Raw genomic sequence first — 22,476 nt, forward strand, 5'->3', positions numbered from 1 at the left:
GTTACGCCGGTTTCTTGGCCAGATAGTTTTCCAGCCAATGGATGTCGTAATCGCCGTTGGCGATGTCCTGGTTGTCGACCAGATCCTGGAACAACGGCAGCGTCGTCTTGATACCGTCGACGACGAACTCGTCGAGCGCGCGGCGCAGACGCATCATGCATTCGACGCGTGTGCGGCCGAACACGATGAGCTTGCCGATGAGGCTGTCGTAGTATGGCGGGATCTTGTAGCCCTGATAGGCGCCGCTATCGACGCGCACGCCAAGGCCACCCGGCGCATGGAAGTGCGTGATCGTGCCGGGAGAGGGCACGAAGGTACGTGCGTCCTCGGCGTTGATGCGGCACTCGATCGCATGGCCGTGGAAGTTGATCTCTTCCTGCTTGACGGAGAGTCCGCCGCCGGAGGCGACGCGGATCTGCTCGTGAACCAGGTCGATGCCAGTGATCGCCTCGGTGATCGGATGCTCAACCTGCAGGCGGGTGTTCATTTCGATGAAATAGAACTCGCCGTTCTCGTACAGGAACTCGATCGTGCCGGCGCCGCGATACTTCAGCTTGCGCATGGCATCGGCGCAGACTTCGCCGATCTTCATGCGCTGCTCGACATTCAATGCAGGAGAATTGGCTTCTTCCCAGACCTTCTGGTGGCGGCGCTGTAGCGAGCAATCGCGTTCGCCGAGGTGGATCGCATTGCCTTCGCCGTCGCCGAATACCTGGATTTCAATGTGGCGCGGCTTGCCGAGGTACTTTTCCATGTAGACGGCGTCGTTGCCGAAAGCGGCTGCCGCTTCGGTGCGGGCCGTCGACCAGGCTTCGATCAGGTCGACCTCGGACTTGGCAACCTTCATGCCGCGGCCGCCGCCACCGGCGGTTGCCTTGATCAGCACCGGATAGCCGATTTCGGCGGCAGTCCGCAGCGCGTCTTCCTCGGTCTTCACCTCGCCATCGGAGCCCGGAACGACGGGGATGCCGAGTTCCTGGGCGGTCGTCTTGGCGGTGATCTTGTCGCCCATGAGGCGGATGTGTTCCGCCGTCGGGCCGATGAAGGTGATGCCGTGCGCTTCCAGGATTTCCGCAAACTTGGCGTTTTCGGAGAGGAAACCGTAGCCCGGATGCACCGCGTCGGCGCCGGTGATCTCGCAGGCGGCGACGATCTGATGGATGTTCAGATAGCTTTCGCGCGACGGCGGGGGGCCGATGCAGACGCTCTCGTCAGCCAGGCGCACATGCATGGCATCGGCGTCAGCAGTCGAGTGAACCACGACGCAGGGAATGCCGAGCTCCTTGCATGCGCGCAGCACGCGAAGCGCGATTTCTCCGCGATTGGCGATGAGGATTTTCGAGACCATGACGCTCGCCTTATTCGATGACGACGAGGGCTTGGCCGTATTCGACGGGGCTTCCGTCTTCGACCAGGATTTCTGTGATCTTGCCGGACTTCGGCGAAGGGATCTGGTTCATGGTCTTCATCGCTTCGATGATGATCAGCGTCTGGCCTTCCTTGACCGTGGCGCCGAGTTCGATGAAGGGACGCGCGCCCGGAGCCGGAGCCATGTAGGCCGTGCCGACCATCGGGGCGCTGACGGTGTTGGCAGGGTTGCGCGCGGGGGCCGCAGGCGCCGCTGCGGCTGGAGCTGCAGCGACCGGTGCCGCGGCAAATGCGGGCGCAGCGATCGGAGCCTGGACGTACTGGGTGTTGCCGGCGCGCGAAACGCGAATTCGCAGATCGTCCTGCTCGACTTCGATTTCCGTCAGATCCGTATCGTTGAGGATGTTCGCGAGGTCGCGGATCAGCGCCTGATCGATACCGTTTTTCTTCTCAGCCATGAGTGTTTGCCCTGTGTTCTTCTTATGCCGTGAGATTCTTCAGCGCATGCAGCGCCAGAATATAGCTGTGAGGCCCGAAGCCGCAGATGACGCCTTTCACCGCTGGCGCAATCATCGACTTGTGGCGGAATTCTTCTCGTGCGTGGACGTTGGAGATATGAAGCTCTATCACCGGAATGGAAATAGCGCGAATTGCGTCGTGGAGCGCGACCGACGTATGCGTGTAGGCTCCGGCGTTGATCGCCACACCAACGGCCTTGTCGTTCGCTTCATGGAACCAGTCGACGAGCATACCTTCGTGATTGCTCTGGCGAAAATCGATATCGAAGCCGAGTTCCTGCCCTGCTGCCTTGCAATCTGCCTCGATATCCTGAAGCGTCTTGCCGCCATAGATGCCCGGCTCTCTTTTGCCGAGCATATTCAGGTTGGGCCCGTTCAGGACGAATATCGTTTGCGTCATCGAGTGTTCCATCAAGTGCGAGACGGCAACCTATAGACTCCCAACGGACCTAATGAAAGCCCTTTGGAAGAGGCAGCCGGAATCGCGCCACATTTGTCCACATGGCTGAAACGCGTCGATTTTGGCGATTTGATGGGCGCCGTCTCAACAACTCGTCTTGCCGCAGGCGCGCATGTTCTTGACCTTGGCTTCGAGGTCATCGAAACCGACTGCGCCCTGAACCAGTTCGTTGCCAATCACGTAGGACGGCGTGCCTGTAATGCCGAGGCTCTGGGCAAGTTGATAGGTCTCCTTCACGGAGGCGTCGCTGGAGCTCTTGGCCATCTCGTCACGGATTTGCTTTTCGCTGACACCAAGTGAGGCGGCGACTTCAATTGCACTCGCTTCGTCGGCGCGGCCATCACTGCTGAGAAGAGCGACATGGAACGCGCTATACTTCTCCGGCGCCAGCTTGCGGAATGCATCGGAGACCTTGTGCGCGGCAACCGATTCCGGGCCGAGGATGGGAAATTCCTTGAGCACGAAGCGGACGTTCTTGTCCTTTTCGAGCATCGTCTGCATGTCGGAAAGTGCGTGGCGGCAATAGCCGCAATTGTAGTCGAAGAATTCGACGATCGTGATGTCACCCTTCGGATTGCCGATCGTCACGTCGTACTGCGAATCGAAGATCGTCGACTTGTTGTCAGCAATCACCGCGTTGGCTTTGACGAGGCGCGTCTGCTCCTGCTTCTTCTGCAGGGCATCCTGAACATCCAGCATGATCTCCGGGTTTTCGATCAGATACTGCTTGATGAACTCGCCGAACTCCTTCTTCTGCGCCTCATCGAGCGCTGCCGCCGGGTAGGCCGTTGCCACAGAGGCAGTCAGCGCCAGCGCGGTGAAGATTTTCGGAAGTATGGCCATTATATCCTCGTCTTTCGCAGTTCGTATGCATCGTTCTAGGCACCGGATAACACTGCCCGGTTAACGGCGGCACTCCGATGCCGCCAAATTAAGGTGCGTCCGGTCGTCTTCAAACAGGAAATTTCGCATCCGCAGTTCAATCGCGGGATTGTGATGATCCGATTATTGCGGCAATTGTCTGGCCGCAAGCAAAGTTAGAGAGAAGCGATCTTGTTTTCCATTTCCCAACGCAGCGACGTCGAGCCTTTTCATGCCATGGATGTTCTGGCCGAAGCGACGAAGCGGCGAGCGAGCGGTCACCCGGTCATTTCCATGGCTGTCGGGCAGCCCTCGCATCCGGCGCCACGCGCCGCTCTGGAGGCTGCGCAGGCCGCACTCGTCGAGGGCAAGATCGGCTATACGGACGCGCTCGGCACGACGAGGCTGAAGCATGCACTGGCCTGGCACTATCGCGACCGGCATGGGCTGGAAATCGATCCTGCGCGCATCGCGATAACCACCGGTTCTTCCGCCGGTTTCAACCTTGCCTTTCTCTCGCTGTTTGATGCCGGTGACGCGGTCGCCATCGCCCTGCCGGGCTATCCTGCCTATCGCAACATTCTCGGGGCGCTTGGGCTCAGGGTGATCGAGGTGCCGGTCACTGCCGACACGCATTTCACGTTGACGCCCGAGAGCCTTGAGGCTGCACAAGCGGCACACAACGTCAGGCTGAAGGGTGTTCTGCTGGCGAGCCCTGCCAACCCGACAGGCACTGTGACCGGCCGCCAGGGGCTGACAGCGCTGGCCGACTATTGTGCGGCCAATTCGATCGCGTTCATTTCAGACGAAATCTATCACGGGCTGACTTTTGCCGGCGAAGAGACCAGCGCACTGGAATTGACGGACGAGGCGATCGTCATCAACTCCTTCTCCAAATATTATTGCATGACCGGCTGGCGCATCGGCTGGATGGTGCTACCTGAGCGGCTGGTGCGACCCATCGAGCGTGTCGCGCAAAGCCTCTACATCTCGCCGCCCGAACTCTCGCAGATCGCAGCGACGGCAGCGCTCGGCGCGACTGCGGAACTCGATGTCTACAAGGCGAGCTACGCGGCCAACCGTGAGTTTCTGCTGAAGCGTCTGCCGGAAATCGGTCTTTCCATTGCATCGCCGATGGATGGCGCGTTCTACGCCTATGTCGACGTAACGCGCTTCACCAATGACAGCATGGCGTTCGCCAAGCGGATGCTGGCCGAGATCAACGTCGCCGCGACGCCGGGTCTGGATTTCGATCCGCTGGACGGCAACCGGTCGATGCGCATGTCCTACGCCGGCGCCGAGGCCGAGATCGTTGAAGCAGTCGAACGCATCGCAGCGTGGTTGAAATAAGTCTGTTTCATCAGAGCGGCTTGTGGAGACTTCCTAATTCAATTCATGAGCGTTCTCCCGAGAACGCAGCAAGCCGCTCGACCGCTCGCGCAGTCACTTCGCCGGTCGGCAATTCTCCCGGTCAAGCTGCGACACCAACGCCAGGATCGTTTCGGAAACCGGTGTCGGCGTTGCCGTCAGGCGGCCCAATGAAACGACCATTCCCACCAGCGGCGCAATCTCCAGCGACTTCCCTGCCAGAAGGTCTTGCAGCATAGAGGTGCGAACCGGCCCGATCTGCCGGGCCTGTTCCAGTCGCTGCTCGACGGACATCCCGACATTCGCGCCGAGTGCCTCTCCAACGGCCTTTACCTCCTTCATGACCTTCCCGATCTGGTCGGTGATTGCGGCATCCGCCATCAGATCGGACATCAATGATCGCGTCAGCGCGCTGATCGGGTTGAAGGAGGCGTTGCCCATCAGCTTGCTCCAGATATCGTCGCGGATGCGGCTCGAGAGCTTAACGCCGATATCGGCGCGCTGCAGCAGTGACTCGATGTCGCGCAGATCTGCGCTGATCTCGCCGGAGGCCTCCCCGAGAATGAAGTGGCCTTTGTTGCTGAGCCGGACCTCGCCGGGCTTGCTGACTTCGGCGCCCTGGTGGGCGACGCAGCCGATGACGCGCTGCGGGCCGACAAGGCGCCAAAGCTTGCCGCCCTCATCGAGCTCGTCGAATTGCAGCTCCGCATGCCCGCTGTCCTGATCGCGGTGGAAATACCACCACGGAATGCCGTTGAGGATCATCATGACGCGCGTGCTGTCTTTCAGCAGGTGACCTATTCCCTGCGCGGCAGCGCTGAGCTGATGGCCCTTCAGCCCGGTGATCACGAGATCCTGCGGTGGTAGTTCCCTCGGATCGTCGGTGGCTCTCAGTTTGACGATGAGGGGTGCGTCTGCGCCCGCCTCAAGGAGACGCAATCCGTCGCCTCGGATGGCAGCGAGATGAGCGCCGCGCGCAACGACCGAAACCGTTACCTCTGCGCCGAGCGATAAGGCAAACTTCGAGGCGATGGCGCCGCCGAGTGCACCGGCGCCGAAGATGCAGATATTCTTGAGGGGCATGCGATGATCTTTCCGCGATTGGTGGGTCGCGCTGAACTTAGGTCATCCATTCCTCGAGGCGAATGATATTTTGAAGCCGCCCGACGCTTTTAGTGGCCGGTGCCGGGAAGAAGCTCGTTGCGGCGAAGCTCGTCGATGGCTGCCACCGCATCTTCCGCAGACCAGCCCGCGCGAATGGCAGCGCCGATCATCCGGACCTCGGCCTCCTCTTCGATCTTGAGAAAGAGCGGTTCCAAGGCCTCCTGGGCGGTAAGAATATGCTCGTTTGGAGGGGTAACTGACTGGCGGGTGACTGGCGTAGGCATCTGCACGGTGCTCCTCTCTCTGGCAGGGGATGATTCAAAATAAAGCGCGAGGGCAAAAAAGGTTCCGGATAAAGTTTCAAGAAAGCTTCATCTTGTTCTTTCGCCCCGGCTCTGCCTTGTTGCGCGACTAAGCTGATGCTCGATTCGGTTCCCAAAAGAGGCGGAGCCATGACAAAAACGCACGAAGGAGATTGCGATGACGAACGCCAAGAACGGGATTTCCGAAATGCGACCCAGAATTACAGTAATTGGTGTCGGCGGCGGCGGCGGCAATGCGATCAATAACATGATAGCGGAAAATCTCGAAGGCGTCGATTTCATCGCGGCCAATACGGATGCGCAGGTGCTGGCGACCTCCAAGGCATCCCGCCGGATACAGCTCGGCGCGCATGTAACCGAAGGGCTGGGGGCCGGTTCGCTGCCGGAAGTCGGTCGCGCCGCCGCCGAAGAATCGATCGATGAGATCATGGACCATCTGGCTGGCTCGCATATGTGCTTCGTCACCGCAGGTATGGGGGGCGGCACCGGAACGGGGGCAGCACCTGTTATTGCCCAGGCCGCCCGCAACGCCGGCATCCTGACGGTCGGAGTGGTTACTAAGCCCTTCACCTTCGAAGGCAATCGCCGCATGAAGACAGCCGATGTCGGTATCGAGGCGCTCCGCGAAGCGGCTGATACGGTAATCGTCATCCCGAACCAGAACCTTTTCCGCATCGCCGATGCAAAGACCACGTTCGCGGATGCCTTCATGACCGCCGACCGTGTTCTATATGCCGGTGTGGGCTGCATCACCGACCTGATCGTCAAGGAAGGCCTCATCAACCTCGATTTCGCAGACGTGAAATCCGTCATGCGGGGCATGGGACGGGCGATGATGGGCACCGGCGAGGCTTCGGGTGAGGGGCGTGCGATGAAGGCCGCGGAGGCTGCGATCGCCAACCCGCTGCTCGACGACATTTCGATGAAGGGCGCCAGGGGCGTTTTGATCTCGATCTCCGGCGGCACCGACATGACGCTCTTCGAAGTGGACGAAGCGGCAAGCCGCATCCGCGACGAGGTTCAAGATGAGGCCGACATCGTCGTTGGCGCGATCTTCGACCGCAACCTCGATGGCAAGTTCCGCGTCGCGGTTGTGGCGACGGGCCTCGACGGGGCGACGGCTGGAACGCAGGCCCGTCAGGGCGTAGCGCCTGGCCAAGACATGCACACGCGTACGCTGCAGTAAGCTTCTTGTCGTCTGCGCGTCCGATCGGGCGCGCAGACTTTTCCTGATCGATGTCGTTTAGGCGTAGTCGTGCGCTGGAAATATCAGGCGGCGGCCCTAAATCCGCTCTCGCTCCTTTCGCCCATTCAGGCGTTCCCGACAGCATCAGGAAAATCACATGTCTCAGGACAAGTCTCCCGTCTGGCTCATCACCGGCTGCTCCACTGGCTTCGGCCGTGAGCTTGCGAAACTCACCATTGCCCGCGGCTGGCCGACGGTCGTGACCGCGCGCGATAAGGCCCGCGTTGCCGATCTGGCATCCGCCCATGACGCGAACGCGCTGGCGCTGGATCTCGATGTGACCGATCGCGCTCAGGTCAAGGCGGCGGTCGCGGCTGCCGAGCAGCGCTTCGGCCGCGTGGACGTTCTCGTCAACAATGCCGGCTATGGCTACCAGTCAACGGTCGAGGAGGCGGAAGAGCAGGAAATCCGCGATCAGTTCGAGGCGAACGTCTTCGGCCTGTTTTCGATGACCCGTGCCGTCCTGCCTGGTATGCGGCAGCGCCGGCATGGCCACATCATCAACATCACCTCGGTTGCCGGCTTTATCGGCTTTCCCGGCTCAGGTTTCTATGCGGCGAGCAAGCATGCGGTCGAAGGTTTTTCCGATTCACTCTACGCCGAGGGCAGGCCGCTCGGCATCAAGGTGACCTGCGTCGCCCCCGGTCCGTTCCGCACCGATTGGGCCGGCCGCTCGCTTCGGCAAACGAAGAGCAGAATTGCGGACTATGCCGAAACCGCAGCTTCCCGCATGCGCCAGACATCGGATTACAGCGGCAAGCAGGCCGGAGATCCCGTGCGCGCCGGCGAGGCGATGATCCGGATCACGCAAGTGGAGAATCCGCCGCGGCATCTCGTGCTTGGCGAAATCGGCTACAGCAATGTCACCAACAAGCTGCGCGAACGGTTGGCGCAGATCGAGGAATGGCGCGAAACGAGTCTCGGAGCGGATTTTGCGAAGGAGTAGGGTCGTCGCAGCACGGTGTCACCTTTCGCGATGATCTCGGCGTCTGCGATGGGCGCGCGTGGGGCGTTAGGCAAGCGGTTTGGTGGAGGAATATTGAATGGCGAGGATTGCCTATATTGTCGCCGGCCTGCTCATCCTTATCGGGCTGGTTTGGATGGGGCAGGGCAGTGGCTATTTTCCGTATCCGGCGGAAAGCTTCATGATCGACCAGACACAATGGATCTATTGGGGCGCACTTGCTGCGGTGGTCGGAATTGCCGTGATTGTGGTGACGGGAAACGCGCGGCATCGGTCGAGATAAACATGTCCGATGGCTGGGCATCGCACACACTGTCGATGACGTGCCACAGACAGCTAGGCATGTTTTGCGCGCCGGCCACATGGGGTCGCCTACCGGTGACATCGATTTAAGTGATCGCACGTGGCCCAGCATTGGATTGCGCGGTCGCCCTTAAAACAAGCTCGCCGGCGAAGGAAGCCTGTGTAAGCGTCCGTCGCCGGCGAAGATTGGAATATGTAAACGGCGTGAATTACGCTCGGCGCGAACGAGCATCCATCATATCGGGCCGCGTGCCATCAGGAGCGCGAAGTCCGTAGTGCTTGCTTGCGAACACCCATTCCACATTGCCGGGCTCAAACGGGCGACGCGGATTTCTCAGCGCCATCCGGCGCTCGGAGAGGCTGCGCGGCAGGCTGTCGATCATATCATTGACGAAGGTTTCAACGCTGTCTTTCCAGCGGGGCGAGATCGAAACATCGACGCCGCCATAACGATGGAAGTCGGGATGTTTGCGGGAATAGCATGCGCCGAGCATCCACGCATGCTGCTGCTTGAGAAAACGTTCTTTAATGGTCATTCCTAGTCTTTTTCCTTGGCGTCATCGACGACATCGGCCTCGGGGCGGTCGCCTCCGTTCGACCGTTCCGTTGTCCAGCTGCCGTCTGCACGCTGATATGTAATGTCCGCTCCCTGGCCACCGAGCTGTTGTCGCTCCGCGGCTCGTTTTGCCGCTGCCAGTGCTTCTTCGTGAGTTGGGAAAGTTTCCGACCAGACATCGTCCAGGCGGTAGGCCCAGGCGCCATCATGTTCGGCGACGTGGTAGGTAATCGACATCGATCTTTCCTTCAAGAACTTTTCGCAGGAATTTGCATGGAGGCTCCACCCAGATTGAAAAGCTGGAACGCGCTCGCCCCATGCTTGTTCCCCCCGTGCCTGGCCTGTGTGAGGCTGGATTCAGCGCGACGTGTGATCTTGCGCGAGCGCGTAACGCTTCATAGGCTTGGGGCGTTGATAGATTCGTTCAACGTCTTTCAATAGGAACCCCATGCGCGCTCAGTCGAAGCCGTTCATCGTCGAAATCAAATCCTCCCGCCGCACGGAGCGTCGCCAGTCAGCGTCAATCTGGGGGAACCTCGATCTCGCAACCGTTGCCGAAGAGATTGCGGAAGAACTGCCGCAGCCGGTCGCCGTGCCTGAAGAAGCCGCCGGCGCGCAGTAACCTGCCCGAACCCTACGCCGACACAAACCGGTAGGAAGCATCCTTGCGTTCTGCATAGCCAACGCCCGGGTAGCTCCAGTGATAGCCGAGCATCTTGAGCTTGTCGGTCGCCGCGCGATCGAGCAGCATTTGGCGGGTCTTCAACGCGATCTCAGGTTCCGTGTCGAAGCCGAAATGCCAGGCGGGATTTTCGAAGAAGATCACGTCGTTGGTGCAGGCGTCGCCCGTGATCAGCAGGCCGCCGTCTCCAGCCAGTTCGATCGAGCCATGGCCAGGTGTATGTCCGCGGGTTTGCTGGATCCGCATCCCGGGAATGATCTCGTCATCCGGTCGCAGGAGCGTTAGCCTGTCCTTGACGGCAAACAGGTCCCGCTGCGCACCGCGCGCAAAGTCATGAAGCGCGGATGGCATATGCGTCGCGCAGTCCCTGTCGGTCCAGAAAGCCCATTCTGCTTCGCTGACGAAATACTGCGCGTTCGGATAAAGAACCTTGCCGTCAATCGTCGTCGTTGCGCCGGAGTGATCCGGATGCGCATGGGTGAAAACAACCTTGGTGATCGCCTCCGGCGCGATGCCGAGCGATTGCAGGTTCGCCGCCAGTTTGCCGGCGCTTGCCTGGAAATGGCTGCCGGATCCGGTATCGATGAGGATCAGGTCTTCGCCATGGCGGATCAGAGGGATGTTGGCCTGAACGGGAGCGGTCGCCGCGTTGCCGCCCAGCCGTGGCATGATCGCCTGGCGCTCCTCGGGCGTGATCTCCGCCGGAAGCGTCAGGAACCCGTCGCTGACGACGGTAATGTCGAACGTGCCGTGCTGGAAGCGGTGGAAATCGGCTGCAATCGCGTTGCGTGAAGCCAGCATCACCACCGCTGCTGTGGCAGTCAGCTTCAGCAGGTCGCGTCGGGACAACCCGCTCGGAATGGTATCTCGTGTGGTCACGAGCGTCTCGTTTGATGAGCAAATGTCGGCATGCGGCAGGCGGGCACCCCAGGGACCCGCCTGCGAATGTTCGAACGGTCTTCATCCGTCATACGATTGCCGGGCCGTAGAGGGCCCGGCGGATGATCCGCCACCTCAGTCCAGGAAGAACTCCAGCAGATCGGCGTTGATGACATCAGGATGCGTGGTGCACATGCCGTGCGGGAAGCCGGCATAGGTCTTCAGCGTGCCGTGCTTCAGGAGTTTTACCGAAAGCGGTGCGGAATCGGCATAGGGAACGATTTGATCGTCGTCGCCGTGCATGACCAGCGTCGGCACTGTGATCCGCTGCAGATCCTCGGTGAAATCCGTTTCGGAAAACGCTTTGATGCAATCGTAATGAGCCTTGGCAGCGCCCATCATCCCCTGCCGCCACCAGTTCTCGATGACGCCCTGACTGACCTTGGCGCCGGGGCGGTTGAAGCCGTAGAAGGGGCCTGTCGGCACATCGAGGAAGAACTGAGCACGGTTGGCGACAAGCGCCGCGCGGAAGCCGTCGAAAACCTCGAGTGGCAGGCCGCCGGGGTTCTTGTCCGATTTGACCATGATCGGCGGCACGGCGCCGATCAGCACTGCCTTGGCGACACGGCCGGGCTTGGCGCGCGCGACGTAGTGGGCAACCTCGCCGCCGCCGGTCGAATGGCCGACATGGATCGCATTCTTGAGATTGAGAGCATCGGTAAGCGTCGCAACGTCGGCCGCATAGGTGTCCATCTCATTGCCCTGCCACGTCTGGCTGGAGCGGCCGTGGCCGCGTCGGTCGTGGGCAATCACGCGATAGCCCTTGTCCAGAAAGAACATCATCTGCGCATCCCAGTCGTCGGCGCTGAGCGGCCAGCCGTGATGGAAAACAACGGGCTGGGCATCGAGCGGGCCCCAATCCTTGTAGAAGATTTCGGTTCCGTCCGTGGTCTTGATGAATGGCATGATCAGCTTCCCTCTGTCTGGATGTGATGGCTTTCATGGCGGTAAAGGCACGCGAGCATCCTTCCGGCGCCCATGTCATGGGGCATCCGGGCAGAGCTGACCCGCCCATCTACACTCTACGTCATCACCATGACGCGGCTTTGGTGGCGTTGCGAGCCAAACGCTAATCTGATGCAAATATCGCAGAATGGAAGATGCCGTTTTGAAGAATGGCGGCGGCAGGAGAGAGGGAGGAGAGATGTGCTCTTTCCGATCGGCTGCAGGAGACTGCAGGTCGTCACGTTACATCACGGGATTGGCGGCGCCCAGGAACATCGACGCCAGCGTCGCGACGCCGCTTCGCCCTTGCTCGGCGTTGCCTGGATAGACCACTCAGTCCCTCAACTAACGTTCCAGCCGCCAGCCTATCACGTCGTTCGCATCGAAATGTATTCTTTGAGAACATTCATTGTGTACGCAAAGTACACAATTTATTGACATCGTTTTAGATGCATGCGATGATCCGGGCCTGACGCAGTAACGGCACGGAGAGTGACCCATGGCGAAGACCGTGAAGAGCAACCTGTACGAAGATTTGAAACGTCAAATTCTAACGATGGAGCTCGACCCCGACGCCGATCTCGACGAAGCCAGCCTGAGTGAGCGCTACGGCCTCTCCCGAACACCAGTCCGCGACATCTTTCGTCGCTTGGCGGGCGAGGGTTATGTCGACATTCGCGAAAACCGCGGCGCGCGCGTCATCCCGATGAACCATTCGACGCTGCGTAATTTCTTCCTGGTGGCGCCGATGATCTATGCGGCAATCGGTCGTTTGGCGGTCCAGAATTTCAAAGCAGCACAACTCGTGGACTTGAAGCAGACGCAGGAGCGTTTCCGCGCGGCCAGCGAGAAGGGGGGCGCGCTGGACATGGTCCTCGAGAACAACCGCTTCCACGAGATCTTCGGCGAGATGTCCGCAAACGTCTATCTGCAACCAAGTCTCGGCCGGCTCCTCATCGACCACGCCCGGATCGGTCACACGTTCTTCCGGCCGAGAAACGAGGACATGAAGCGGCGCCTGCAGTTGGCCGTCGAGCATCATGACTGCTTCATCGAAGCGCTGGCGGCGCACGATGAGGACGCGGTCGTCGATCTCGTCTTTGAACATTGGGAATTGTCCCGCGAGAACATGGAGATGTTCATCGCTCCGCAGGGACTAAAAGCGGACGTCCTCATCGGCGGTCCGGCTGCAAAAACACTGGAGAAATCACCGTGAAATTCGAGGGGATCTATACCCCGGCCGTTACTCCGCTCGATGAGAGTGGACAGATCGACCGGAAGGCTTTCGCGGCTGTGCTGGAGTCGCTGATCGAGGCGGGGGTCCACGGCATCATCGTCGGCGGATCGACCGGCGAGTACTATTCTCAGACCAGCCAGGAGCGTTTTGACCTCGCGTCCTACGCCAAGCAGGTAATCGGGAGCCGCTTGCCACTCGTCGTCGGAACGGGCGCAACACGGACCGAGGATTCGGTGGAATACGCGAAGGCCGCCAAGGAGATCGGCGCGGACGCGATCCTGGTTTCGACGCCTCCCTATGCGCTTCCGACCGAGCGGGAAAATGCCGTTCACGCGCTCACAGTCGACCGTGCGGCCAATCTGCCGATCATGCTCTACAACTATCCGGCCCGCATGGGCGTGATGATGGGTAAGGACTATTTTTCACGAGTCGGCAAGTCAAAGAACGTCGTCGCCATTAAGGAAAGTTCCGGCGACATGGGCAACTTGCATCTTCTTGCCAGGACGTTCCCACACATCTCGCTCTCCTGTGGATGGGACGACCAGGCGCTCGAGTTCTTCGCATGGGGCGCGAGAAGCTGGGTGTGCGCCGGATCGAATTTCCTGCCGCGGGAGCACGTCGCTCTCTACGAGGCCTGTGTTCGCGAGAAGAACTTCGACAAGGGCCGCGCGATCATGACCGCGATGTTGCCGCTGATGGATTTCCTCGAATGCGGCAAGTTTGTCCAGTCGATCAAGCACGGCTGCGAAATCATCGGGCTCAAAACCGGATCGGTGCGTGCGCCGCTGCGGTCTCTCAACTCCGAAGAAAAGCGAACACTCCAGACTGTCGTCTCCACATTGAAGCGAACGGTCGGTCAGATCACCTCGGGAGCCAATCGTCATGCATGAACCGTTGACCGCCGCCGAATACAAGGCGATCGCCGCCGAACTGCAGTTTCCGACAAACGCGTTCATCGATGGTGCATTCCGTCCGGCGAATTCCGGCAAGATTTTCAAGTCCAAGAACCCCGCGACGGGAGAGACGCTTGCCAAAATTGCCGCCTGCGACAGCACGGATGTCGACTATGCCGTGCTCAAGGCGAGGGAGGCGTTCGATGACGGTCGCTGGCGGCTGAGGTCCCCCTCCGAGCGCAAGGAGGTTCTCCTGAAGCTCGCCAGACTAATCGAGTGCAATCGCCATGAGCTTGCCGTCATGGAAAGCCTCGATAGTGGCAAGCCGATCCGCGAGTGCCAGACGGTTGACGTCCCCGATACCATCCATACGCTGCGCTGGCATGCCGAGTTGATCGACAAGCTCTATGACAACACGGCGCCGGTCGGACCGAATGCGCTGACGATGATCGTGCGCGAGCCCGTTGGCGTCGTCGGCTGCGTTCTGCCGTGGAACTTCCCGCTGCTCATGCTCGCTTGGAAGATAGGCCCGGCACTTGCCGCGGGATGCTCCGTCGTCGTGAAGCCCGCCGACGACACGACGCTGACGACGCTTCGCGTCGCCGAACTGGCTCATGAGGCAGGCGTCCCTGCCGGCGTCTTCAACGTCGTAACTGGCAGCGGCAAGGAGGTCGGCGAGCCGCTTGGCATGCACATGGACGTCGACATGGTCGCCTTTACGGGCTCGACTCCAACGGGGCGTTGCTTCCTGCGCTATGCGGCGGACTCGAATCTGAAGCGCGTGGTGCTCGAGTGCGGTGGCAAGAACCCGGCGGTGGTTCTCGACGACGCGGAAGACCTCGACCTTGTCGCCGAGCAGGTCGTCAATGGTGCGTTCTGGAACATGGGCGAGAACTGCTCGGCCACGTCGAGGCTCATCGTGCATGCCAAAGTCAAGGACGAGCTGCTAAAGCGGATCGGGGCCTACATGCGCGAATGGAAGACGGGCGACCCGCTCGATCCGGAAAACCGCATCGGCGCACTCGTCAATAAGGCGCATTTCGAGAAGGTTACGTCCTTCCTCGATGACGCCAAGAAAGAGAAGCTTTCGGTCGCTCATGGCGGCGACACGCGCGACGGCATCTTCGTCGAGCCAACGGTTGTCGATGGCGTCACGCCATCGAGCAGGCTGTTCCAGGAGGAGATTTTCGGGCCGGTTCTGTCGGTCACGACCTTCAAGTCCCTAGCCGAGGCGGTAGGCCTTGCCAACGACACGAACTATGGCCTGACGGCGTCCGTCTACACCGGAAGTCTCCGCAACGCGATCAAGCTCTCGCGCGAGATCCGGGCGGGCGTCGTGACGGTCAACTGCTTCGGAGAAGGGGACGCGACTACGCCGTTCGGCGGCTACAAGGAGTCCGGTTTCGGCGGACGCGACAAGTCGATCTTCGCGCACGACAACTATTGCGAACTGAAGACGATTTGGATCGACGTGTCAGATCGTTCAGTAGACGAGACGATCCGATGACACGGCACGTCATCAAGCGCCTGCCAGTCGATACCGGCGTCTCGGGCTGGGAAGCGATCAGCGAACGCGGATTTCCCGTCACGGCGCTTGATGGGGATATCACCGCGGACTGGCTGATCATCGGTGGTGGTTTCGCCGGATTGTCCGCGGCTCGCCGTCTCTCGCAGCATCGCCCGCAGGACAAGATCGTGATCCTGGATGCGCGGGAGTTGGCGAAGGGGCCGGCGGGTCGAAACTCGGGGTTCATGATCGACGTTCCGCATAATCTATCGTCGGGCGAATACTCCGTCGCTGACGAGGGATCTGCGAAGACCGAGATCAGGCATAATCGCCTGGCAATCTCTTTCGCGGCAGGCGTCGCAGCCGAGTTTGGACTTTCCGGAGAGACGTTCGATCCTTCTGGAAAGGTGAACGCAGCGGCCTCCGACAGGGGGTTGGCGCTCAACGACAACTATAGGCGCTCGCTGGAAAAAATCGGAGAAGCGCATCGCGTCCTCGACGCCGGCGAGATGCGGCGCATGACGGGCTCGACATACTATCGCGGCGGGCTGTTCACGCCCGGCGCCGTCATGATCCAGCCTGCCGACTATATCCGCGGCCTAGCCCGTGGACTCCGGGGGAAGGTTTCGATCTACGAGCATTCGCCGGTCCTCGAGCTCTCGCGGGAAGGCCGGAACTGGAAGGCCCGGTCGAACCGCGGCTCGGTATCAGCGCCGAAGGTCATTCTGGGGGTGAACGGCCACATTGAAAGCTTCGGCCATTTCCGCGGCAGGTTGATGCACATCTTCACGTACGCGTCGATGACGGCCGCCTATTCGCACAACGAGTTCGGCGGCGACGTGACGGGCGCAGACCGATGGGCGCTGCTGCCTGCGGATCCGATGGGCGCGACTGTCCGCAAGATCACGTCGAACGGCCGCTCCCGCATCGTCATCAGGACGCGGTTCACCTACAACCCAAGTCTAAAGGTATCCGAGCGGCGTGTCTCTGGCATTGCCGCCGAGCAGCGTCGGTCCTTCGACGCGCGGTTCCCGGGGATGGAAAGCCTGCCACTGGAATATAGCTGGGCAGGCGCGCTCTGCCTTAGCCGCAACCACGTTCCCGCCTTCGGCGAAGTCGAGGAGGGGCTGTTTTCCGCGTGCTGCGAGAACGGTCTTGGGACCGTCAAGAGCACGCTTGCGGGCATGATGGCTGCAGATCTCGCGGCCGGTGTCGGGAGCCCGGAGCTCGATCAGTACAGGAACCAGCCAGAGCCGAGCAGGCTGCCCCCAGAGCCATTTGCATGGTTGGGGGTCAACTCGGTCATTCGATTTCAGGAATTGCGTGCTGGCCGTGAGGGATGAGCCCTCGCCGCGCAATGGTGAAGACTGAGCCTACCGCAAGTCTTCAACGACAATGGGAACGAGAACTAGGAGTAAGAACAATGAAGACTTTGTGGAAAGCGCTCTGTGCCGCTGCGATGGTCGGCATCAGCATGCTTCCGGCCCGCGCGGAGGAGAAGACCATCAACATGGGCACGCTGTCCTGGGAAGACCTGACGCCCATCACCGGCATCACGAAGAAGGTGCTTGAGGATGCTGGTTATACCGTCAAGGTGACGGAATTCTCCGAGTGGGGTATTGCCTACGCGGCTCTGGCCAAGGGGGACATCCAGGTTCTGGCTTCGCAGACCGATTACGTCGCGCAGGACTACTGGGACAAGAACAAGAACCGTCTCGAGAAGATCTCTCCGGTTTCTCACGGCCTCTACCAGGGCATCGCCGTTCCGAAGTACGTTCCGATCGACTCCCTCGAGCAGCTCAACGAAAATAGCGACAAGTTCGGCGGCAAGATTATCGGCATCGAGCCAGGCTCCGGTCTGATGCGTGACTCCTCCAACGCCGTCAAGGACTACGATATAAAGCTGCAGCTCGTCGAAGGTAGCACTGCGGCGATGACGGCCGCCCTCAAATCGGCATACGATCGCAAGGAGTGGATCGCCGTCACGATCTGGGAACCGTCGTGGATGGTCCAGAAGTACGCGGTAAAGTATCTCAAGGATCCGAAGGGCATCTTCCCGCCACCGCAAGGCTACTACTGGGTCGGCCAGAAAGGCTTCTCCGAAGAGAACCCGCATGCTCGTGAGGTCATGGCAAGCGTCTACGTTCCGATCGCCGACATCACCGCCATCAATGGCGAGGTGAAGGATGGCAAGACTATGGACCAGGCCGTCCAGGGCTGGGTCGGCGCCCATGCCGACCTGATCAAGCGCTGGGAAAACATCAAGAAGAACTGATCGCTTCGGCCGTCCGATGCTGTCGGGCGGCCACCTTCAAGCCCAACAAGAGAAGCCAGCACCAATTGGCTCGAGGGGATCGCTATGAAAACCGCAAATGCCGATACCAATGAAGTCCTGATTGACTGCCAATCGCTCTGGAAGGTCTTCGGAGACAAGTCCGCCGCCGCGATGAAATCCATCAACGCGCGGGGACTTGGGAAGAAACAAGTGCTGAAGGAGTACAACTGCGTCGTCGGCGTGGCGAACGCCAGCCTGCAGGTCCGGCGCGGCGAGATATTCTGCATCATGGGCCTGTCGGGTAGCGGAAAGTCGACGCTTATCCGCCTTCTCAACAAGCTGATTACACCGAGTTCCGGAAAGGTGCTCGTAAAGGGCAGGGACATTGCGGCGCTGTCGCCGGTCGAGCTCAGGCAAATGCGCGCCATGAACATCGGCATGGTGTTTCAAAGCGTTGCCTTGCTTCCGCATCGCACCGTGCTCGAGAACGCTGCCTTCGGACTGGAGGTTCAGGGCATCTCCAAGCTTGAGCGAAACAAAACCGCCAAGGCAGCTCTGGAAACGGTAGGCTTGGCGGACTGGGTCGACCGGTACCCGAACGAATTGTCGGGCGGCATGCAGCAACGCGTCGGTCTCGCTCGTGCCCTTGCGTCCGATCCGGAAATCATCCTGATGGACGAGCCGTTCAGTGCGCTCGATCCGCTCATACGCCGCCAGCTTCAGGACGAGTTCCGGCAGCTCACGAAGTCGCTGGGCAAGTCCGCCGTCTTCATCACGCACGATCTCGACGAGGCGATCCGGATCGGCGATCGCATCGCCATCATGAAGGATGGCGCCATCATCCAGACGGGCACGGCCGAGGAGATCATTCTCAATCCGGCGGACGACTATGTCGCCGAGTTCGTGGCGGGCATATCGCGGCTCCATCTGATCAAGGCCCATTCCGTAATGCATAGCGTCACCGAGTTTCAACGCAGTGAGCCCAACTCCGATATCTCTTCGCTGGTGCGCACCACGCCCGACGCTGACATTGACGAACTGATCACCCTCACCATGCAGTCGGACCGCGACGCGATCGCCGTCGTCGACAACGACCAGGTCGTCGGCGTGGTCACGCCCCGCGGCCTCCTCATGGGCGTCAAGGGAACTTCCAACAACGATCGTGCGGCCGCCTGACCGCTGAACGGGAGCTGAGTGACATGGACATTTCAAGCTTCACCGACACCTTCGACGAATGGACCGACGCAGCGCTTGAATGGGTAGGCGACAACGGCGAATCCCTTTTCGACTATGTCAGATGGGTTCTCGAGGGGCTTTACGATGGAATTCTCTGGCTTCTTGAACTCCCGCCGTTCTATGTCGTTGCGATCGTCGTGGCACTGCTTGGATGGCGAGTCGTCAATGCTTGGTTCGCTATCTTGAGCGGCGTCGCACTGATGCTCTGCTTCTCGATGGGCCTCTGGTCAGAGACGATGAGCACCCTCGCGCTTGTCCTAACGGCGACGGTGCTGGCGCTGGCGATCGGTATCCCGATCGGGATCGCGGCAGGTTTCTTCACGGCGCTGGATCGCTTCATGGAACCGGGCCTCGATCTGATCCAGACGCTTCCGCCTTACATCTACCTTCTACCGGCGATCGCCTTGCTCGGATATGGCCCCGCAACTGCCTTGATTGCCACCGTCGTGGTTGCAATGCCGCCGGCGATCCGGTTGACGTCGCTTGGCATTCGCATGACGCCGAAGGCGTTCATCGAATTGGGAGAAGCGAGCGGTATCACGCCAGGCCAGATGTTCTTCAAGATCCGCCTGCCGTTTGCCCTTCCCAGCATCATGGCTGGCATCAACCAGAGCCTGATGATGGCGTTCGGAATGGTTGTCATTGCCGGGATTGTTGGATCAGGCGGTCTTGGAGAGACGATCTATGGCGCGATCCGGACGCTCGACATCGCGACGTCTATCAACGGGGCGATCGCAATCGTCGTCCTGACAATGGTGCTCGACCGCATAACGCAGAGCGCGGCCCGGCTTGGAACAGGGAGGCAGTCATGAATCCTTCGATCTTGCAGTTTTCGCCAGGTGCTCTTCTTGCTCCGGCGGTTGATTGGTTGAACACGAACCTGCATCCACTGTTCTCTGCGATCAGCTATGTAGTGGAGGCCGTCCTGTCGGCGATCGAGGCCGCGCTACTTTCAGTGCCGCCCTATGCCCTTATTGCGATCGTCGTCCTTGCGGCCTTCTTTGCGGTGAATCTTCGAGCGGCAATCCTCGCGGGCCTCTGCCTGGGATTTTGCCTGATCGTCGGGTTGTGGACGGCGTCGATGCAGACGATTGCGCTCGTGACCGTTGGCGTTTTGATCTCCGTCCTGATCGCGTTTCCCATCGGTGTCCTCTGCTCGCGCCACAAGACGCTTGAAGCCGTTGTGCGACCAGTCCTCGACGTTATGCAGACTGTGCCGCCGTGGGTCTACCTGATCCCCGCGGTGATGATCTTCAGCCTCGGGCGCGTCCCGGCGATCATCGCCACGATCGTCTACGGCATTCCCCCGATGCTGCGACTGACAACATTGGCGTTCAACCAGGTGCCGCGCGAGTTCATCGAGCTTGGCAACGCGATCGGCGCCCATCCTCGTTCGGTGCTTTGGAAGATAGAAATCCCGCTGGCCAAGCAAACGCTGATGGTCGGCCTCAATCAATGCATTCTGCTTTCGCTGGCCATGGTCGTTCTGGCAGGTCTGGTAGGGGCGGGTGGACTTGGTGCCGAGGTGACACGTGGTCTGACCCGTATGGAAATGGGCTTGGGCTTGCGCGCGGGGCTCGCAATCGTCGCAGTCGCGCTCCTGCTCGACCGGCTGAGCCGCGGTCTTCTCAATCGCGACGGGGCGCTTCGGACGGCCTGACTTGAGGAGACGTATATGAGAAACAGCTTTTTCTGCATCGACGCGCGCACCTGTGGAAACCCGGTGCGTCTCGTTGCCGGCGGGGCGCCGTTGCTACCGCATGCTCCCATGGGCGAGAGGCGCGAATTTTTTGTCCGCGACCACGACTGGGTCCGAAGGGCCTTGATGTTCGAGCCCAGAGGACATGACATCATGTCGGGAGCAATCATCTACCCTGCCTATCGGGATGACTGCGACTTCGCAGTCCTCTTCGTCGAGGTGAGCGGCTGCCTTCCGATGTGCGGTGCTGGAACGATCGGCGTCGTGACGGCCGCGATCGAGGAGGGCCTGGTGAAGCCCCGCACATCGGGGCGTGTTCCCATCGAAACCCCCGCAGGACGAGTCGATGTGAGCGGGTATGTGGACTCGGTGCGCCTCTATAATGTGCCCAGTTACCTGTACGAAGCGGATGTCGACGTGGATGTGCCTGGAATGGGGCGCGGAGGCAACTACTACGTCGTCGTGGAGCCTCAGGAGAACTGGAGCGGCCTCGACGGTATGACCGCGGCCGAGATTGTCGGCTTCAGCGGGAGGCTCCGGGACGCGCTCGCGGACATCTGCGACCCGGTTCATCCCGACGACGAAAGGATTGGCGGCGTCCATCACGCCATTTGGTGTGATCAACCCGTCAATGGGCGCTCCGATGGACGTTGCGCGGTGTTCTATGGAGACAAGGCGATCGACCGGTCGCCTAGTGGAACCGGCACCTCGGCACGTATGGCCCAACTTCATGGAAAGGGGCGGCTTGCGGTCGGCGCAAGCTACCGGCATGAAAGCCTGATTGGCACGGTCTTCGAAGGTAGGGTCGAAGCGGATGCCGACGTAGGTTCCGATAATGGAATCCTTCCGAGCATTGGCGGCTGGGCGCGAGTCATCGGCCACAACGCGATCTTCGTCGATGACCGGGATCCGCTTGCCCACGGCTTCCAGATCCAAGTGAATATCACGCTCCACCAGACAGGAGACCATCAAGATGAGACCTGAGGATTTTCGATCCGGAGAGGCTGCTGCGACCCCTAAGCAGCTCAGAGTCGGATTCGTCCTGGCACGGTCGTTCACTCTTTCGGCCTTTGCGCTGTTCGTTGACACCCTGCGTCTCGCAAGCGACGAGTTCGATCGATCCGGGCGTGTGCTCGCCGACTGGCAGGTACTCGGCAGCACGCGCCACCTCATCGCATCGAGTTGCGGCGTCCAGGTGGCGCCAACTTCTGACTTCGTTGATCCATCCCGGTTCGACTACATCGTGGTTGTCGGTGGTTTGCTGACGGTTGAACGGCCGGTGGACCTGGAGACGGTCGTGTTCTTGAAACGTGCTTCGTCACAGGGCGTGCCGTTGATCGGAATTTGCACTGGAACCTTTATTCTTGCCGACGCCGGATTGATGGCAAGCCACCAGACCTGCGTGAGCTGGCTTCACGCAAAGGCCTACAAGGAGCGATTTCCCGGCCTTCCGGTGCGATCGGACCGGTTGTTCAATCTCGATCGGCGGCGTGGATCCTGCGCGGGCGGAAGCAGCGCGGCGGACATGGCAGCGCTGCTCGTGCGGCGCTACATCAGCCGGGAGGCCGAGCGTAATGCATTGGAAGTCCTGCAGATTGAAAAGGCTCGGTCGCCCGGAGACGTGCAGCCCCGCAGGCCGCTCCACGAGAATTACGACGACGACCGCGTAAGAGCCGTCATGATCACCATGGAACAAAACATGGAAGACGGCATATCCATACCGGCTCTTGCATCGTCCGTTGGGCTCTCACGGCGGCAGCTCGAACGGGTTTTCTTGGAGAAGGCCGGGATGTCACCGGCTCAAGCCTATAAACGTGTGCGAATGGAGAGAGCGAAAGTCTTGCTTGCCCGCTCGAAGCTTCCGATGATCGAGATCGCCCTCGATGTCGGCTTCGAGAACGCCTCCCACTTCGCGCGCGCCTTCAAGCGGATCTTCGGGGCGACACCCTCGCAGGTGCGCGCGACCTCGGCGCGAGCTCATTAGACATGCGA

Annotated in this window: 25 protein-coding genes; 15 read left to right on the forward strand and 10 right to left on the reverse strand. The window is 60.4% G+C overall.

Annotation, left to right across the window (positions count from 1 at the left end; all coding sequences use genetic code 11):
• Position 1 precedes the first annotated feature (1 nt).
• The 4 genes from accC to LPU83_RS47075 form a co-directional block, all read right to left on the reverse strand.
• Positions 2 to 1,348 (reverse strand): acetyl-CoA carboxylase biotin carboxylase subunit, encoded by a 1,347-nt coding sequence (gene accC / locus LPU83_RS47060; protein ID WP_024317835.1) that lies wholly within the window; start codon positions 1,346 to 1,348, stop codon positions 2 to 4.
• Positions 1,349 to 1,358: 10 nt separating this feature from the next.
• On the reverse strand, positions 1,359 to 1,826 hold the full coding sequence (accB, locus tag LPU83_RS47065; protein WP_024317836.1) for an acetyl-CoA carboxylase biotin carboxyl carrier protein: 468 nt from the start codon (positions 1,824 to 1,826) through the stop codon (positions 1,359 to 1,361).
• A 22-nt stretch (positions 1,827 to 1,848) separates the two neighbouring features.
• On the reverse strand, positions 1,849 to 2,286 hold the full coding sequence (gene aroQ / locus LPU83_RS47070; protein ID WP_024317837.1) for a type II 3-dehydroquinate dehydratase: 438 nt from the start codon (positions 2,284 to 2,286) through the stop codon (positions 1,849 to 1,851).
• A 144-nt stretch (positions 2,287 to 2,430) separates the two neighbouring features.
• The gene (locus LPU83_RS47075) at positions 2,431 to 3,189 is read right to left on the reverse strand and encodes a DsbA family protein (RefSeq protein ID WP_024317838.1); all 759 of its coding nucleotides are present in this window, start codon (positions 3,187 to 3,189) and stop codon (positions 2,431 to 2,433) included.
• Between the two features lie 210 nt (positions 3,190 to 3,399).
• On the opposite strand from LPU83_RS47075, the gene LPU83_RS47080 reads away from it, so the two are divergent.
• Complete coding sequence (locus LPU83_RS47080; RefSeq protein WP_024317839.1) at positions 3,400 to 4,557, forward strand: pyridoxal phosphate-dependent aminotransferase; 1,158 nt, start codon at positions 3,400 to 3,402, stop codon at positions 4,555 to 4,557.
• 93 nt (positions 4,558 to 4,650) lie between these two features.
• Here the strand turns inward: LPU83_RS47080 and LPU83_RS47085 are convergent, their stop codons facing one another.
• A complete protein-coding gene (locus LPU83_RS47085) occupies positions 4,651 to 5,658 on the reverse strand; it encodes a ketopantoate reductase family protein (RefSeq protein WP_024317840.1) in 1,008 nt (335 codons plus the stop codon).
• Between the two features lie 89 nt (positions 5,659 to 5,747).
• Complete coding sequence (locus LPU83_RS47090; protein ID WP_024317841.1) at positions 5,748 to 5,963, reverse strand: hypothetical protein; 216 nt, start codon at positions 5,961 to 5,963, stop codon at positions 5,748 to 5,750.
• Positions 5,964 to 6,159: 196 nt separating this feature from the next.
• Between LPU83_RS47090 and ftsZ the strand changes: the two genes are divergently transcribed.
• From ftsZ to LPU83_RS47105, 3 genes are all read left to right on the forward strand, one after another.
• Positions 6,160 to 7,188 (forward strand): cell division protein FtsZ, encoded by a 1,029-nt coding sequence (ftsZ, locus tag LPU83_RS47095; protein ID WP_024317842.1) that lies wholly within the window; start codon positions 6,160 to 6,162, stop codon positions 7,186 to 7,188.
• 157 nt (positions 7,189 to 7,345) lie between these two features.
• Complete coding sequence (locus LPU83_RS47100) at positions 7,346 to 8,194, forward strand: oxidoreductase (RefSeq protein WP_024317843.1); 849 nt, start codon at positions 7,346 to 7,348, stop codon at positions 8,192 to 8,194.
• Positions 8,195 to 8,291: 97 nt separating this feature from the next.
• Positions 8,292 to 8,495, forward strand: coding sequence for a hypothetical protein (locus tag LPU83_RS47105; protein WP_024317844.1), 204 nt, complete (start codon positions 8,292 to 8,294; stop codon positions 8,493 to 8,495).
• Between the two features lie 229 nt (positions 8,496 to 8,724).
• On the opposite strand, the gene LPU83_RS47110 is transcribed toward LPU83_RS47105, so the two are convergent.
• Both LPU83_RS47110 and LPU83_RS47115 read right to left on the reverse strand, forming a co-directional pair.
• Positions 8,725 to 9,051 (reverse strand): hypothetical protein, encoded by a 327-nt coding sequence (locus LPU83_RS47110; RefSeq protein ID WP_024317845.1) that lies wholly within the window; start codon positions 9,049 to 9,051, stop codon positions 8,725 to 8,727.
• 2 nt (positions 9,052 to 9,053) lie between these two features.
• On the reverse strand, positions 9,054 to 9,308 hold the full coding sequence (locus LPU83_RS47115) for a DUF2188 domain-containing protein (protein WP_024317846.1): 255 nt from the start codon (positions 9,306 to 9,308) through the stop codon (positions 9,054 to 9,056).
• A 211-nt stretch (positions 9,309 to 9,519) separates the two neighbouring features.
• Here LPU83_RS47115 and LPU83_RS73025 point away from each other — a divergent pair, with 211 nt between their 5' ends.
• Entirely contained in the window at positions 9,520 to 9,693 is a 174-nt protein-coding gene (locus LPU83_RS73025; RefSeq protein ID WP_167546204.1) for a hypothetical protein, read from the forward strand.
• 12 nt (positions 9,694 to 9,705) lie between these two features.
• Here the strand turns inward: LPU83_RS73025 and LPU83_RS47120 are convergent, their stop codons facing one another.
• Positions 9,706 to 10,554 (reverse strand): MBL fold metallo-hydrolase, encoded by an 849-nt coding sequence (locus LPU83_RS47120; protein WP_231052303.1) that lies wholly within the window; start codon positions 10,552 to 10,554, stop codon positions 9,706 to 9,708.
• A 213-nt stretch (positions 10,555 to 10,767) separates the two neighbouring features.
• Positions 10,768 to 11,598: an alpha/beta fold hydrolase gene (locus tag LPU83_RS47125; protein WP_024317848.1), complete on the reverse strand. Its 831-nt coding sequence runs from the start codon at positions 11,596 to 11,598 to the stop codon at positions 10,768 to 10,770.
• A gap of 538 nt (positions 11,599 to 12,136) precedes the next feature.
• Between LPU83_RS47125 and LPU83_RS47130 the strand changes: the two genes are divergently transcribed.
• From LPU83_RS47130 to LPU83_RS47175, 10 genes are all read left to right on the forward strand, one after another.
• Entirely contained in the window at positions 12,137 to 12,853 is a 717-nt protein-coding gene (locus tag LPU83_RS47130; RefSeq protein WP_024317849.1) for a GntR family transcriptional regulator, read from the forward strand.
• Positions 12,850 to 13,764: a dihydrodipicolinate synthase family protein gene (locus tag LPU83_RS47135; RefSeq protein ID WP_024317850.1), complete on the forward strand. Its 915-nt coding sequence runs from the start codon at positions 12,850 to 12,852 to the stop codon at positions 13,762 to 13,764. Before LPU83_RS47130 ends, LPU83_RS47135 begins: the two co-directional genes overlap by 4 nt.
• The gene (locus LPU83_RS47140) at positions 13,757 to 15,274 is read left to right on the forward strand and encodes an aldehyde dehydrogenase (protein ID WP_024317851.1); all 1,518 of its coding nucleotides are present in this window, start codon (positions 13,757 to 13,759) and stop codon (positions 15,272 to 15,274) included. The genes LPU83_RS47135 and LPU83_RS47140 overlap by 8 nt, the downstream gene beginning before the upstream one ends.
• Positions 15,271 to 16,617, forward strand: a complete 1,347-nt coding sequence (locus LPU83_RS47145; RefSeq protein ID WP_024317852.1) for an NAD(P)/FAD-dependent oxidoreductase — start codon at positions 15,271 to 15,273, stop codon at positions 16,615 to 16,617. The genes LPU83_RS47140 and LPU83_RS47145 overlap by 4 nt, the downstream gene beginning before the upstream one ends.
• An 80-nt stretch (positions 16,618 to 16,697) precedes the next feature.
• The gene (locus LPU83_RS47150; protein ID WP_024317853.1) at positions 16,698 to 17,549 is read left to right on the forward strand and encodes a glycine betaine ABC transporter substrate-binding protein; all 852 of its coding nucleotides are present in this window, start codon (positions 16,698 to 16,700) and stop codon (positions 17,547 to 17,549) included.
• A gap of 84 nt (positions 17,550 to 17,633) precedes the next feature.
• Entirely contained in the window at positions 17,634 to 18,725 is a 1,092-nt protein-coding gene (locus LPU83_RS47155; protein ID WP_024317854.1) for a quaternary amine ABC transporter ATP-binding protein, read from the forward strand.
• A gap of 23 nt (positions 18,726 to 18,748) precedes the next feature.
• Positions 18,749 to 19,597 (forward strand): ABC transporter permease, encoded by an 849-nt coding sequence (locus LPU83_RS47160; protein WP_024317855.1) that lies wholly within the window; start codon positions 18,749 to 18,751, stop codon positions 19,595 to 19,597.
• Entirely contained in the window at positions 19,594 to 20,445 is an 852-nt protein-coding gene (locus tag LPU83_RS47165; RefSeq protein ID WP_024317856.1) for an ABC transporter permease, read from the forward strand. The genes LPU83_RS47160 and LPU83_RS47165 overlap by 4 nt, the downstream gene beginning before the upstream one ends.
• Positions 20,446 to 20,460: 15 nt before the next feature.
• On the forward strand, positions 20,461 to 21,468 hold the full coding sequence (locus LPU83_RS47170; protein WP_024317857.1) for a 4-hydroxyproline epimerase: 1,008 nt from the start codon (positions 20,461 to 20,463) through the stop codon (positions 21,466 to 21,468).
• Positions 21,458 to 22,468: a GlxA family transcriptional regulator gene (locus LPU83_RS47175; RefSeq protein WP_024317858.1), complete on the forward strand. Its 1,011-nt coding sequence runs from the start codon at positions 21,458 to 21,460 to the stop codon at positions 22,466 to 22,468. The genes LPU83_RS47170 and LPU83_RS47175 overlap by 11 nt, the downstream gene beginning before the upstream one ends.
• Positions 22,469 to 22,476: the final 8 nt, after the last annotated feature.

The sequence above is a fragment of the Rhizobium favelukesii genome, from assembly GCF_000577275.2.
Lineage (GTDB): Bacteria > Pseudomonadota > Alphaproteobacteria > Rhizobiales > Rhizobiaceae > Rhizobium > Rhizobium favelukesii.

Bases quoted from the DNA above. Each gene is read 5' to 3' on its own strand.
- LPU83_RS73025 (WP_167546204.1), top strand. From the start codon at position 9,520: ATGCGCGCTCAGTCGAAGCCGTTCATCGTCGAAATCAAATCCTCCCGC.
- LPU83_RS47125 (WP_024317848.1), bottom strand. From the start codon at position 11,598: ATGCCATTCATCAAGACCACGGACGGAACCGAAATCTTCTACAAGGAT.
- LPU83_RS47110 (WP_024317845.1), bottom strand. From the start codon at position 9,051: ATGACCATTAAAGAACGTTTTCTCAAGCAGCAGCATGCGTGGATGCTC.
- LPU83_RS47130 (WP_024317849.1), top strand. From the start codon at position 12,137: ATGGCGAAGACCGTGAAGAGCAACCTGTACGAAGATTTGAAACGTCAA.
- LPU83_RS47145 (WP_024317852.1), top strand. From the start codon at position 15,271: ATGACACGGCACGTCATCAAGCGCCTGCCAGTCGATACCGGCGTCTCG.
- LPU83_RS47175 (WP_024317858.1), top strand. From the start codon at position 21,458: ATGAGACCTGAGGATTTTCGATCCGGAGAGGCTGCTGCGACCCCTAAG.
- LPU83_RS47090 (WP_024317841.1), bottom strand. From the start codon at position 5,963: ATGCCTACGCCAGTCACCCGCCAGTCAGTTACCCCTCCAAACGAGCAT.
- accC (WP_024317835.1), bottom strand. From the start codon at position 1,348: ATGGTCTCGAAAATCCTCATCGCCAATCGCGGAGAAATCGCGCTTCGC.
- LPU83_RS47165 (WP_024317856.1), top strand. From the start codon at position 19,594: ATGAATCCTTCGATCTTGCAGTTTTCGCCAGGTGCTCTTCTTGCTCCG.
- LPU83_RS47120 (WP_231052303.1), bottom strand. From the start codon at position 10,554: ATGCTGGCTTCACGCAACGCGATTGCAGCCGATTTCCACCGCTTCCAG.
- LPU83_RS47105 (WP_024317844.1), top strand. From the start codon at position 8,292: ATGGCGAGGATTGCCTATATTGTCGCCGGCCTGCTCATCCTTATCGGG.
- ftsZ (WP_024317842.1), top strand. From the start codon at position 6,160: ATGACGAACGCCAAGAACGGGATTTCCGAAATGCGACCCAGAATTACA.
- accB (WP_024317836.1), bottom strand. From the start codon at position 1,826: ATGGCTGAGAAGAAAAACGGTATCGATCAGGCGCTGATCCGCGACCTC.
- LPU83_RS47100 (WP_024317843.1), top strand. From the start codon at position 7,346: ATGTCTCAGGACAAGTCTCCCGTCTGGCTCATCACCGGCTGCTCCACT.
- LPU83_RS47140 (WP_024317851.1), top strand. From the start codon at position 13,757: ATGCATGAACCGTTGACCGCCGCCGAATACAAGGCGATCGCCGCCGAA.
- LPU83_RS47170 (WP_024317857.1), top strand. From the start codon at position 20,461: ATGAGAAACAGCTTTTTCTGCATCGACGCGCGCACCTGTGGAAACCCG.
- LPU83_RS47160 (WP_024317855.1), top strand. From the start codon at position 18,749: ATGGACATTTCAAGCTTCACCGACACCTTCGACGAATGGACCGACGCA.
- aroQ (WP_024317837.1), bottom strand. From the start codon at position 2,286: ATGACGCAAACGATATTCGTCCTGAACGGGCCCAACCTGAATATGCTC.
- LPU83_RS47115 (WP_024317846.1), bottom strand. From the start codon at position 9,308: ATGTCGATTACCTACCACGTCGCCGAACATGATGGCGCCTGGGCCTAC.
- LPU83_RS47075 (WP_024317838.1), bottom strand. From the start codon at position 3,189: ATGGCCATACTTCCGAAAATCTTCACCGCGCTGGCGCTGACTGCCTCT.
- LPU83_RS47150 (WP_024317853.1), top strand. From the start codon at position 16,698: ATGAAGACTTTGTGGAAAGCGCTCTGTGCCGCTGCGATGGTCGGCATC.
- LPU83_RS47155 (WP_024317854.1), top strand. From the start codon at position 17,634: ATGAAAACCGCAAATGCCGATACCAATGAAGTCCTGATTGACTGCCAA.
- LPU83_RS47085 (WP_024317840.1), bottom strand. From the start codon at position 5,658: ATGCCCCTCAAGAATATCTGCATCTTCGGCGCCGGTGCACTCGGCGGC.